This window comes from Kribbella sp. NPDC048928 (assembly GCF_043197975.1).
GTDB lineage: Bacteria > Actinomycetota > Actinomycetes > Propionibacteriales > Kribbellaceae > Kribbella.
In genome coordinates this window covers 657,075-669,981 of record NZ_JBICUC010000001.1, presented here as the reverse complement: position 1 = coordinate 669,981, position 12,907 = coordinate 657,075, and the positions used below count along the sequence as shown (strand labels likewise).

8 protein-coding genes are annotated in these 12,907 nt (G+C 67.2%); 4 read left to right on the top strand and 4 right to left on the bottom strand.

The features are described 5' to 3' along the window. The 3 genes from ACGFI6_RS03115 to ACGFI6_RS03105 are packed head-to-tail and all read right to left on the bottom strand — an operon-like array spanning position 1 to position 4,113. On the bottom strand, positions 1 to 2,037 hold the full coding sequence (locus ACGFI6_RS03115; protein WP_393114911.1) for a glycoside hydrolase family 36 protein: 2,037 nt from the start codon (positions 2,035 to 2,037) through the stop codon (positions 1 to 3). A gap of 10 nt (positions 2,038 to 2,047) precedes the next feature. Beyond that, positions 2,048 to 2,797, bottom strand: coding sequence for a FadR/GntR family transcriptional regulator (locus tag ACGFI6_RS03110; RefSeq protein WP_393114910.1), 750 nt, complete (start codon positions 2,795 to 2,797; stop codon positions 2,048 to 2,050). Next, positions 2,794 to 4,113 carry an L-fuconate dehydratase gene (locus tag ACGFI6_RS03105; RefSeq protein WP_393114909.1) on the bottom strand — a complete coding sequence of 440 codons (1,320 nt, stop codon included), beginning with the start codon at positions 4,111 to 4,113 and terminating at the stop codon, positions 2,794 to 2,796. Before ACGFI6_RS03105 ends, ACGFI6_RS03110 begins: the two co-directional genes overlap by 4 nt. A 139-nt stretch (positions 4,114 to 4,252) precedes the next feature. Between ACGFI6_RS03105 and ACGFI6_RS03100 the strand changes: the two genes are divergently transcribed. From ACGFI6_RS03100 to ACGFI6_RS03085, 4 genes are read left to right on the top strand one after another with little or no spacing between them, the layout of a single operon-like run. Next, complete coding sequence (locus tag ACGFI6_RS03100) at positions 4,253 to 6,649, top strand: glycoside hydrolase N-terminal domain-containing protein (RefSeq protein ID WP_393114908.1); 2,397 nt, start codon at positions 4,253 to 4,255, stop codon at positions 6,647 to 6,649. Next, on the top strand, positions 6,649 to 7,638 hold the full coding sequence (locus ACGFI6_RS03095; protein WP_393114907.1) for an ABC transporter permease: 990 nt from the start codon (positions 6,649 to 6,651) through the stop codon (positions 7,636 to 7,638). Before ACGFI6_RS03100 ends, ACGFI6_RS03095 begins: the two co-directional genes overlap by 1 nt. After that, the gene (locus ACGFI6_RS03090) at positions 7,635 to 8,585 is read left to right on the top strand and encodes a carbohydrate ABC transporter permease (protein ID WP_393114906.1); all 951 of its coding nucleotides are present in this window, start codon (positions 7,635 to 7,637) and stop codon (positions 8,583 to 8,585) included. Before ACGFI6_RS03095 ends, ACGFI6_RS03090 begins: the two co-directional genes overlap by 4 nt. 33 nt (positions 8,586 to 8,618) lie before the next feature. Then, positions 8,619 to 10,304 carry an ABC transporter substrate-binding protein gene (locus tag ACGFI6_RS03085; protein ID WP_393114905.1) on the top strand — a complete coding sequence of 562 codons (1,686 nt, stop codon included), beginning with the start codon at positions 8,619 to 8,621 and terminating at the stop codon, positions 10,302 to 10,304. A gap of 45 nt (positions 10,305 to 10,349) precedes the next feature. Here ACGFI6_RS03085 and ACGFI6_RS03080 read toward each other — a convergent pair whose 3' ends face one another. Then, positions 10,350 to 12,854 carry a glycoside hydrolase family 2 TIM barrel-domain containing protein gene (locus tag ACGFI6_RS03080; protein WP_393114904.1) on the bottom strand — a complete coding sequence of 835 codons (2,505 nt, stop codon included), beginning with the start codon at positions 12,852 to 12,854 and terminating at the stop codon, positions 10,350 to 10,352. Positions 12,855 to 12,907: the final 53 nt, after the last annotated feature.

The window sequence follows — 12,907 nt, the reverse complement described above, 5'->3', positions numbered from 1 at the left end:
TCAGCCTCGGCGCGGAGTTGCACGGAGTATTCGGGCTGAGGGTTCGGGGGTGTTGGTGGTGATGGTGAGGGTGTTGCTGGTTTGGGTGTAGGTCCAGTTGGTGTGGTCGGTGGGGAAGTGGGGAGCGACGCTCGGTCCGGACCAGGGGAGTGTGATGGTGGACGGGCCGGGGGCGCGGTGCCAGAGGGCGAGGTAGGAGACGGTGGGGCCGTTGAGCGCGAGGGCGATCCATTCGTCGTCCCAGCCTGGGAGGCCCAGGGGCCAGGCGGGGACGAGGGTTTCGAGGTCGGCGAGGATGTCGCGGTGTGCGGACAGTGCGGAGCGGACGAGGTCCAGTTCGGTGGCGGTCATCCGGTTGAGATGGCCCGACAGGTAGAGCCTGCCGGGGATACCGTTGACGAGCGCGAGGATGAACTCGTCCCGGGTGCTGCCGCTGATCGGGTACGCCCAGTGACCGGCCTGTTCGGGGAGTACGGCGGCCGGTGCCGCGGCGGTGATCGGTGCGTAGAGCAACGGATGTTCCTGGTCCGAGGTCGACTGCAGATGCAGCCGGGACAGCATCGCGTAGTCCATCCGCATCGCCCCGGAGGCACAGTTCTCGATCAGCAGCTCGGGATGGCGGGCCTGTACGCCGTCGAGCCAGTCGAGCAGTGCGCGGTTGTGCTCCAGCAGGCCGTGGCCGAGAGAGGTGCCGCCCTTGTCGGTGCCGGGACCGGTCGTCGTGTTGTTGTCGAACTTGAAGAAGCCGACCCCGAACTCGTCGATCAGCCGGTCGACCGTGTCGTCCAGGTGCCGGCGCGCGGCCGGGCTGCGCAGATCCAGCAGGTACCGGCCGGACTGGGTGACTCGCGTGCCGCGGCGGGTCAGGAAAGCGTCGTCGGGAAGCCGGCTCGCGATCGGCGACCGGGTGCCGATCACCTCGGGTTCGAGCCAGAGACCCGGCACCATCCCGTGCGAGTGGATTCGCTCGATCACCTCGCCGAGTCCCTGCGGGAACCGGGTCGTCGACGGCTCCCACGCGCCGACGGTGTTCCACCAGTCGCCCTCGGCGTACCAGCCGGCGTCGATGCAGAAGTAGTCGGCGCCGACCCCGGCGGCGGCATCGATCAACGGCAGGAGTTTCTCGGTGGTCGGATCACCCAGCAGCGTGTTCATGTAGTCGTTGAAGATGACCGGCATCCGGTCGTCGACCGGCCGACGACGGCGTACGGCGCGGCGCTGCCGGGTGAGGGCGGCGAAGGCGCTGTCCCGGTCCGACCCGACGACGAGCGACACCGGTACGGTGCTGAACGGGCTGTCCGCGGTGACCTCGACGCTCCACTGATGCTCTTGGTCCGTCGGCCCACTGAGCAGCAGATAGCCACCGCTCCGGCTCTCGCCGAGCTCGTAGTGCCACGGCCCGTTGTGCTCGATCTGCCATCCGAGGGCGTACGGGTTACTTCGATCGACCAGTACGCCGACGGGCAGCCGCTCGCCGGACGACCACGAGTCCACGCTCGTCACCGCATGCCGGCTCCTGGCGACATGACGATGTGCGTCGCGGACGATGTCGGCCAGTGCCGTCGAACGCAATCGTTGGACGGACCATCGACTCTCGGCCATCCAGCTGGTCACCGCCGAGTGCAGGTCGACGTCGATCGACCCGAGACCGACGACCAGTGAGGACACGAAGGTGAGCTCGAGCGTCCCCGGTCCGGCGACTGCTACCTCGGACCAGGCGCGAACACCGGCGCCCGCCTCGAACACACTCGTGACGCGCAGACCGGACTCGGGATCGTCCTGGACGATCCGCAGCGCGGTCCCGGTGTCGTCGTGGGAGGTGTACCGGAGCCGTTGACCCAGCACCGTGTCGACATGCCGGTTGCTGCTGAGCGCGTTGCCGTACCCGACGGCCGAGACCTCGACCAACGGCTGGCTCGTGGTCGGCGTACGGGTGTCGGCGGCCGAGTCGTCCGGCATAGCGATCACCCGGACCGGCCCGTCGTCGAGGATGAAGGTCAAGGTCAGCTCAGGCGTGGTCCAGCGCAGTGGGTTCATCCGGTGGCTCTCACTCCGGGTTCGAGTCGGTGGTGTTGAGTCCGAGGAGGGAGTCCTCGACGGTGAACAGATGGGTGGCCATCCGGGCGCGTGCCCGGTCCGGGTCATGGGTGGTGAGGGCGGACAGGATCGAGAGATGCTCCCGGTGCGCGGTCTCGTCCGCGCCCGGCTGCGTGATGGAACGGCGGAGCCGGTCGCGCATCGTGCGTCCGCCCAGCGCGTCGATCAAGGCCGCCAGTACGGGGTTGCCGGAGGCCTGCGCGATGATGCGATGGAAGGCGATGTCGTTCTCGATCACTGCCTCGTGGTTGGGCTCCGCGAGCGTCAGCTCGGACTCGTTGTGGCGCAGGAGTTCGGCAGCGGCCTCCAGTTCGTCGGGGCCGATGAGCCGCGCTGCCGAGCCCGCGGCCTCCGTCTCAAGCATTCGCCGGACGGCATGCAGGTGGTGCGTACCACGTCCGTCCTGCAGGTCCACCACGAATCCCATCGGGACCAGCAGCATCGACGGATCCAGCGTGGTGACGTAGGTCCCGTCGCCCTGCCGGGTCTCCAGGACGCCCATGATCGACAGTGCGCGGACCCCTTCCCGCAGCGGGTTGCGGGAGACGCCGAGCGCGGCGGCGAGGTCCTTCTCGACCGGGAGCCGGTCGCCGGGTCGCAGGCGGCCGTCCATGATCATCTGCCGGATGCCCTGCACCACCACCTCGCTCTGTGAGATGCCAGGGACGCGCGGCTTCTCGCTCAGGTTGGCCGCGGTCATGGTCGTGGTGCCTGACCTGCTCGGGACGACCAGTAGCTGCCGTCCGGGAACCGATAGGTGTCGAGTGACTGCCTGTGCATCTCGGCACTGTATCCGGGCGCAGTCGGGAGCACGTACGCTCCGTTGCGGACCACGCACGGGTCGACGAAGTGCTCGTGCAGATGGTCGACGTACTCGGTGACGCGGCCCTCGAGGTCGCCGGACACGGCCACGTAGTCGAAGACGGCGAGGTGCTGGACGAGCTCGCACAGTCCGACGCCGCCCGCGTGCGGGCACACCGGTACGTCGAACCAGGCAGCGAGCAGGTAGACCGCGAGGACCTCGTTGACGCTGCCGAGCCGCGCGGCGTCGAGCTGGCAGTAGTCGATCGCGCCGGCCTGGAACAGCTGCTTGAACAGCACCCGGTTCATGCCGTGCTCCCCGGTGGCGACGCCGATCGGCGCGACCGCCTTCCGGATCGCCGCGTGCCCGAGGATGTCGTCGGGGCTGGTCGGCTCCTCGATCCACAACGGCTCGAACTCCGCCAGCGCCTGCACCCACTCGATCGCCTCCGGTACGTCCCAGACCTGGTTCGCGTCGATCATCAGGTGACCGTCCGGACCGAGCACCTCGCGGGCGATCCCGCAGCGCCGGATGTCGTCGGCCAGATCGGCGCCGACCTTCAGCTTGACGTGTTTGTAGCCGTTGGCAACGGCTTCCTCGCAGAGCCTGCGGAGCTTGGCGTCGGAGTACCCGAGCCAGCCGGCCGAGGTGGTGTAGCACGGGTATCCGGAAGCCTCGAGTTGCCGGATGCGTTCCTTGCGGCCCGGCTCTTTCGCGGCCAGCAGGTTGACGGCCTGCTCGGGCGTCAGTACGTCGGACAGGTACCGCAGGTCGGCGGCGGCCACCAGGTCCTCGGGTGACATCTCGGACAGCAACCGCCACAGCGGTACGCCGGCCCGGCGCGCGGCCAAGTCCCACACCGCGTTCATCACCGCGGCGAGAGCGAGGTGGATGACGCCCTTGTCCGGGCCGAGCCACCGGAACTGCGAGTCCGACTGCAGTTCGCGGTAGATCGCGCCGAGGTCCGAGCAGACCACGTCGACGTCGCGGTCGATCAGCGGCTGGGCGCGCTGTTCAGCGGCCGCGGCGCACAGGTCGTTGCCGCGTCCGATCGTGAAGGTGAAGCCGTACCCGGTGAGGGCGGGGTCGTCGGTGTGCAGGACGACGTACGCCGCGGAGTAGTCACCGTCCTTGTTCATCGCGTCCGAACCGTCCCGGGTGAGCGAGGTCGGGAAGCGGACGTCGACGACCTCCACCGAACTGATGCGTGGCATGGAGACCCCTCACGAATGCAAATTGATAGCATCATTATCCAGTCTGACGAGGATCAAGTATGGACCAGGAGCGCGAGCAGCGCTACGATCCCGGAAATTCATGGGATTAATAGGCGAACTTTTCTCGGAAGGCTCCGATATGGGCGACCTGGAGAGCGCAGATCCCGCCATCGCCCGGCGGCTGTACTACGACCGGCCGGCCGACACCTGGCTGCAGGCGTTGCCGATCGGCAACGGACGGATCGGCGCGATGTGTTTCGGAGGCGTCGGCAGCGATCGCATCGGCTTGAACGACGAGACGCTGTGGTCCGGTGGGCCGGAGACCGCCCGGCTGCTGTCGGAGCCGCTCGGCGCGACCGGAGCCGAGGCTGTACAGGCCGTGCGCGACGCGCTGGCGACGGGTGATCTCCGCCGGGCCCACGTGCTCGCGGGTGGTTTTCACTCCGGTTACTGCCAGGCGTACCTGCCGTTGGGTGATCTCATGCTCGAGACGCGCATCGCTGGTCGAACGCCGATGGCAGCGGATGTCACCGAGTACCGGCGGGAACTCGATCTCGACGCGGCGATCGCGACGACGCAGTACGAGTACGGCGGCGTGCCGGTCCGGCAGGAGGTCTTCGTCAGCGCGCCGGACGGCGTACTGGTCCAGCGGTTGACCGCCTCCGAACCCGTGCTCGGCCTGGTGGCCCGGTTGACCTCGCAGTTGCGCGCGACACCGCACGAGGTCGAGGGCGGGCTCGGCCTGTTCGTGCAGGCACTCGCGGACGTGGCGCCACCGCATCGCCGGGTGCCGGAACCAGTCCGGTACTCCGACGGTGACGATCGCGGTATGGCCGGTGCGATCGCGCTGCGTGCCAAGAACGACGGTGACCTGCAGATCGCCGGCGGACAGCTTGTGATCGAGAACGCCACCGAGATCGTGCTCGTACTCTCCACCGCGACCGGCTACGACGGTCCGTCGACCGTGCCGTCCCGTTCGGGCGAGGAGTGCTGGGCTGCGGCGGATCGGACCGTGCGCGCGGCGCTCGGCCGGGAGTTCGCGGATCTTCTGGGCGATCATCAGCGCGATCACCGACGGCTGTTCCGCCGTTCGGCGCTCGAGCTGGCCGGTGCTGCCGACGCGTCCTTGCTGCCGACCGACGTACGGGTGTCCCAGGCGGTCGATGCCGACGATCCCGCGCTGGCGGCGCTCGTCTACAACTACGGCCGCTACCTGATGATCGCGAGTTCGCGGCCGGGCGGTCTGCCGACCAACCTGCAAGGCATCTGGAACGAGATCCTGCGGCCGCCGTGGAGCTCGAACTACACGGTGAACATCAACACCGAGATGAACTACTGGCCGGCCGAGACGACCAACCTCTCGGAATGCCACGAGCCCCTGCTCAGGTTTATCGATAATCTTTCGGAGGCGGGGCGCCGCACCGCGCAGGATCGCTACGGGTGTGGCGGCTGGACCGCGCACCACAACGCTGACGCCTGGTGCTGGACGTACCCGGTCGAAGGCGATCCGCGCTGGTCGAACTGGCCGCTGGCCGGTGCCTGGCTCGCTCGCCACCTGTGGGACCACTACGAGTTCACCGGCGACCTGGAATCACTCCGTGAGTCCTGGCGGGTGCTACGCGGCGCGGCGGAGTTCTGCCTCGACTGGCTGGTGGAGCTGCCCGACGGCAGCCTCGGTACGTCACCGTCGACCTCGCCGGAGAACGACTACATCGCCGACGACGGGCAGCCTGCCTCCGTCACGGTGTCGTCGACGATGGACCTGGCGCTGATCGCCGACCTGTTCCTGCGGGTCGAACGGGCCGCGGAGCTGCTCGACGTCGTCGATCCGCTCGTCGCCGAGCTGTCCACCGCACGTAAGCGGCTGCCCGACCCGCCGATCGGCGCTCGCGGGCAGCTGCAGGAGTGGGCCGCCGACCTGCCCGAGGAAGATCCGCACCACCGTCACATGTCCCACCTGGTCGGCTTGTACCCCGGTAACGCGATCACCCCCGACGGCACGCCTGAGCTCGCCGCTGCGGCGGCCCGCTCGATGGATCTGCGCGGTGACGAGGCGACGGGATGGTCGCTGGCGTGGAAGATCTGCCTGCGTGCGCGGCTTCGCGACGCCGCCGCGGCACACCGGCTGGTTCGCGCGTTCCTCCGGCCGGCCGACGACTCCGCCACCGGGCGACCCGGGAGCGGCGCGGGCGTCTATCCGAACCTGTTCTGTGCGCACCCGCCGTTCCAGATCGACGGGAACTTCGGGGCGACCGCGGGCATCGCGGAGATGTTGCTGCAAAGCCACACCGGCGACATCGACCTGCTGCCGGCGCTGCCTGCCGGCTGGCCCAGCGGACGGGTGACCGGTCTCCGGACCCGTGGTGCCGTGACCGTCGACATCGCCTGGACGCCGGCCGGCGTCGAGGCCGTACTCACCGCGGACCGGGATCAGGAGCGGATCGTTCGGCACGGCCGCGAACGCCTTCCCGTCCGGCTGACCGCCGGAATCGGTCTCCGGGTGCACTCCGTCACCGACCACGACGAGGAGGTCTGATGGCAACTCTGACAACGGTCCGGCCGCCGGCCGGCGAGCTTCCGGTCCGGCCGAAGCGACGACGACGGGAACGTCCCGGCCTCCAGGGGTTCCGGCGCAGCCTGCGACGGCACTGGACGCTGTACCTGTTGATGGTCGTGCCACTGATCTGGTTCGTGATCTTCAAGTACATCCCGATGTCGAACGCCGTGCTCGCGTTCAAGAGCTACAACGTGACCAAGGGCATCTGGGGCAGCCCGTGGATCGGCTGGCAGAACTTCGAGCTGTTCTTCCACAACCCGGTGTTCTGGACCCTGGTGAAGAACACCTTCGTGCTCTCGGTCTACACCGTCGCGGCGAGCTTCCCGCTCGCGATCGTGCTCGCCCTGGCACTGAACGAGATCCGTGCCGGCTTGTTCAAGCGGACCGTCCAGCTGGTGACGTACGCGCCGTACTTCATCTCAACCGTCGTGGTCGTGTCGATGACGATCCTGGTGCTGTCGCCCCGGCTGGGCATCGTCAACGAAGGCCTGGGGTTCTTCGGCGTACCGGCGATCGACTTCCTCGGGAACCCGGACTACTTCCGGCACATCTACGTCTGGTCCGATGTGTGGCAGACCACCGGGTACTCCGCGGTGATCTACCTGGCCGCACTGTCCGGGATCGATCCGGCGCTGCACGAGTCGGCGCGGATCGACGGCGCCACCCGGTTGCAGCGGATCCGGCACGTCGACCTGCCGGGCATCATGCCGACCGCGGTGATCATCCTCGTTCTTGCCGTCGGCAACATCATGGCGATCGGGTTCGAGAAGGCGTTCCTGCTGCAGAACCCGTTGAACCTGAGCGAGTCCGAGATCATCGCGACGTACGTCTACAAGACGGGTCTGCTGAACGCGGACTTCAGCGGCGCAACAGCGGTCGGATTGTTCAACTCGGCGATCAACCTGGTGTTGCTGCTGATGGTCAACGCGGTGGCCAAGCGGATCACCGGGAACGGATTGTGGTCATGAGTGTCCGGACCGAAGTGCGAACGGTGCCGAACAAGCGGTCCGAGCGACGCGCGGCGTGGGCCCGCCGGATCCGCGAGCCGCGCAGCGACCGGATGTTCCTGATCTGCGTGTACCTGCTGCTGACGGTCTTCCTCGCGGTGGTGCTGCTGCCGTTGCTGTACATCGTCGCGAGTTCGTTCAGCAGCCCGGAAGCGGTGTCGTCCGGGCGAGTGCTGTTCTGGCCCGTGGACTTCTCGCTACGCGGGTACGACGCCGTGTTCAGCAATCCGCAGGTCGTCCAGGGGTACCTGAACTCGTTGTTCTACACCGTGGTCGGGACGATCGTCAGCGTCACGATGACGATCGCGATCGCCTATCCGATGTCGCGGCGTACCCTCGTCGGCCGGAACGTCGTGATGACGCTGATCCTGTTCACGATGCTGTTCACCGGCGGGCTGATTCCGACGTACCTGGTGGTGCAGTCGGCCGGTCTGCTGGACACCAGGTGGGCACTGATCATTCCGCAGGCGATCGGGGTCTGGCAGGTGATCATCGCCCGGACCTATTTCCGTACGGCGATCCCGGACGAGCTGGTCGAGGCGGCGCAGCTCGACGGCTGCGGGGACCTGCGCTTCCTGTGGTCGGTGGTGATCCCGTTGGCCAAACCCATGATCGCGGTGGTCGCGCTGATGTACGCGATCATGCAGTGGAACTCGTACTTCGACGCCCTGATCTATCTGAAGAACCCGGATCTCTTCCCGTTGCAGCTGGTCCTGCGCAACATCCTGATCCTGAACACGACCGGCGGTGGCGCCGTCGACGCCTCCGTCGTCCTGCAACGCCAGCAACTGGCCGACCTGCTCAAGTACTCGCTGATCGTGGTGGCCAGCGTGCCGGTGCTGCTGATCTATCCGTTCGTCGCCCGCTACTTCACCAAGGGAATCATGATCGGCGCCGTCAAGGGCTGATCCTCCGCACCACCTCTACCCTGTGAGGGAACTATGTTTGTTCAGCACAAGAAGCGGAGGCGTGCCGCGATCGCCGGCATCAGTCTCCTGGCACTCGCCCTTGCGGCCTGTTCGGGTAGCGGCTCGAACGACGAGCAGGCCAAGCCATTGCCAACGGTCACCGGGAATCCGGCGGTCACCCTCGATGTGTTCGCACCGCAGGCGGCCGATTGGAACCTTGCCACGAACGACTTCACCAAGGTGGTGAAGGAGAAGTTCAACATGACCATCAAGTGGCAGACCACGACGTTCGACGGTGGTCCGGCCAAGGAGAAGCGGCAGATCTCGCTGGCCAGCGGTGACTATCCGGACTTGTATCTGCTGATCCCGTGGGTCGACCAGTTCACACCGCCCGACCTGCTCAAGCTGTCCAACCAGGGCGTCGTCGTGCCGCTGAACCAGTTGATCGACCAGTACGCGCCGAACATCAAGAAGGCGCTCGACTCCACCCCGGAGTGGAAGGCGATGGCCACAGCGCCGGACGGCAAGATCTACGGTATGCCGCAATGGGTGGACTGCTTCCACTGCACGTACCAGGACAAGTTGTGGATGAACTCGGCGTGGCTGAAGAAGCTCGGCCTCGAGCAGCCGAAGACCACCGAGGACATGCGTAAGGTGCTGGAGGCGTTCAAGACCCAGGATCCCAACGGCAACGGCAAAGCCGATGAGATCCCGCTCAGCGCCGATGTGCGAGATGTGCTGATCCCGTACTTCATGAACGCCTTCATCTACGACCCGCAGGGCACCAGCGGCAACAACCAGTCGACCCTGGTCCTCAACGACGGCAAGGTCGACATCCAGGCGAACAAGGACGGCTGGAAGGCAGGACTGAAGTACCTGAACTCGCTGTACAAGGAAGGCCTGATCGACAAGGGCGCCTTCACCCAGAACGGGGACGCCCTGCAGCAGCAGGGCAACCACGCCGGGTCGGTGGTCCTCGGTGCCGCGACCGCGCTGCACCCGGGGCTCTTCGTCGACACCCCTTCGCCGGACAAACGGGACATGCAGTACGACGCCGTACCGCCGCTGACCGGACCCGACGGGGCGAACTTCACCGGTTACAACTTCCCGAGTGCGCCCGGCGCGACCTTCGTGCTGACCAGCAAGGCGACGCCGGAGGAGCAGATCCAGGCGATCAAACTGCTCGACTACATGTTCACCGACCAGGGCCAGATCAACGCGTTCTGGGGCAAGGAGGGCAAGACGTGGCAGAAGCCGGAGCCCGGTGACGTCGCGCTCGACAAGTCGCTGAAGCCGGTGTTCAAGCAGATCCAGCAGAAGCCCGGGGCGAATCCGCCGAACTCGGGCTGGCAGGCGCTCGCGCAGTACAACAACAACGCGACCTACCGGAACTCCGAGGCGATCAGCACCGACCTCTACTCGCAGGCGGGCTACGAGCGTCGGTTGTTCGAGGCAACCAAGCTGTACGCCGGCCACGAGGACAAGTCGAAGATCTATCCGTACTGGAAGGTGTGGATCGACCCGACGCTGGCCAACGAGGTCGCGACGCTGCAGACCAATATCGACAGCTACGTGCAGCAGAACTCACTCCAGTTCATCACCGGCTCGAAGAACATCGACACCGACTGGGACGGCTACGTGAAGGGTCTCGAGGGCCTCGGCCTCAAGCGGTACCTGGAGATCCAGCAGACCGCCTACGACAAACTGCCCAGCAAGTAGGTCCGTCCGCCGGACCGGCCGGAGCCCCCGGCCGGTCCGGCGTCGTCATCGCGTCGTGTCGGCGACTCCCAAGACCGACAGGTCGGCAATCGCCGCCCTGAAGTCCTGCGTGGGCCGGATCCGTACACGTAGCTGAAGTGCAGTGATGCCATCGATCGCGATCCGATGCGTACCCATGTGCATCCTGGCCGCGCCGGCGACCGGGACCCAGTGCGCGCGGTCGTCGCTCGCTTCGACGACGAACTGCGGGGCCTGGTCGGGCTCGTGGAACGTGACGTCGACCCGCTCGACGGCGACCAGCCGTTCGAGGTCCACGAGGACCCACGGATCATTGTCGCCGGGTTCCGCCTCCCAGTACGTGAACGTGGAGCCGTCGTTGACGTACATCGACGGACAGCCGGAGCGCCCCGAGCTGGCCCGGGTCGGAGTGTGCCTGCCGAAGAGGTCCAGCGGATCCGCGACCAGCGGCGGGTCCGCTGGGGGAGCAGTCCGGTCGAGCGGAGCCGGATTCGGCCCGCGGAGGGCCGGTCCATCGATCGTCACGACCTCGAGCCAGGCATCCTCGAGCCCGGGTGAAGTTCCCCGGATCCGGGTCGTGCCGGAATGGTACGAGCGGAAGAACGCCGCGGCCTGTCCGTCCAGGACGGTGGCCGGTCCCGCAGCGGTGAACCTGATCCGGCGACCCGTGGCGAACTCACCGGGCCCGTCCTCGACGAGCAGCGTGATCGGAGCGCTCGACGACACCTGGTGCCCGTCGGCATCGGCAAGAGTGGCGACGACGTGCAGGTCATCGGTGCCGTCCGCCCGCTCGAGCACCGTACGGTCGGCGGACAGCAGCAGCCGTACCGGATCACCCGGCTCCGGCCAGCGCGGCGGCTCGATGCCGAGGGAGTCCTTCCGGTACCAGTGCCACGCCCGCTTCGGAAGCCGCGCGTAGTCGATCATCCCCATCGAGCCGAACCGCGGGCCGGCGATGCTGCCGTGGTCGAACCCGCACCACCGGACCTCACCACTGCGCCAAGGATGACGCCACGGGTACGGCGAGCCCTCGCTCGGCTCCTCGTCATGGGCCAGATCGCCCCACTGTGGTGTGTAGGCGCCGGGGCGATGCTCCATCGCCGATCCGTACTCAGACACGAGGTTCGGCACGCCGGGGTCCGGGAACATCCAGGCCCCGTCGCCGTTGTAGCCGGCAATGTCCCCGAGGTGATCCAGTTCGCCACGCTGGACGCCGCCGACGGCCGCCGGCCGGGTCGGGTCCAGCTCGTGGGTCAGGTCAACAAGTTCGGTGAGGAGTTCGCGGACGCGATCCAGCACCGCCGGGTCGCTGAAGAACGCTTCGTTGCCCATGCTCCACACGACGACCGACGGGCTGTTCCGGTTGATTCGGATCATCTCGGTCAGCTGCGTCTTCAGGTTGGCCTCGAAACGCTCCCGGTGCTCAGGCTCGACGGGATATGCGCCGCGTCCCCACGGCGAGTGCCCGAAGGGCGCGGTGCCCCAGAGCGGTCCTTCGGACCAGACCAGGAGGCCGAGCTCGTCGGCGTACGCCGTGAAGGCGGGAGCGTGCGGGTAGTGCGACCCACGGACGAAGTCGAAGCCCGCCTGCTTGACGAGTTCCAGGTCGCGGCGGATGGAGCGGTTGGTCACGGCATCGCCCCAGCCGGCCTGATCCTGGTGCACGTTGACGCCGCGGAGGTAGTGGTGGTTTCCGTTCAGGAAGAAACCACGATCCGCTGTCCAGGAGGTGCTGCGGAATCCGAACGTCGTCTCGTACCGGTCGCTGACGCCGTCGGGACCGAGCAGCACGCTCACCACTCGATACAGCACCGGCTGGTCGGGGCTCCACAGACGGACGTTCTCCAGGACCTCTGTCGTCTGCGTGCGGGTCGTGACGCCGGCTGGGTAGTCCTCGTCGTCGGTCAGCAGCTCGGCCAGCACCGAGCCGTCCGGAGCCAGAACGGTTGTCGACAGCCGGCCACGGAGGACCTGGTCCGTGCTGTTTCGGCCCTCGGTCTCGACGGTGACCCTAGGGCTGCCTTCGTCGATCCCGGAGGTGGTGACCTTGGTTCCGTACCAGTCGACGTGCAGCGGTCCGGTCGTATCCAGCCAGACGTCGCGATACAGGCCTCCGGAGAACACGTGCTCGCCCCCCAACGGAGCGATCTGCGGGTTCCAGGTGTTGTCCACCCGGACCGCGACGAGGTTCGCACCCTCGTGGGCGACGCCCTGGACCTCGAACGCGAAGCCGGTGTAACCGCCCTCGTGGCGGCCCAGGAGCACGCCGTTGAGGTAGACGTCCGCGACCTGGAAAGCGCCCTCGAAGTCGAGCCGTACGACCCCGGCCAACTGCTGCCGGTCGAGAACCAGCCGCCGCCGGTACCAGCCGGGCCCGCTGTAGAACCCGGGCTCCTGGAAGTACGGGATGCTGAACGAGTGCGGCAGGCCGACCTCCTGCCACCCTCCGTCGTCGAAGTCCGCCCCTCCGGCCGAGACGTGCTCATCAAGCGCGAATCTCCACTCGCGGTTGAGGTTGGTCCGTCGCCTCACGTCACTCTCCTCGCACCTGGCGGCTGCGTATAGATGGGATCTTTAGGTCGGTG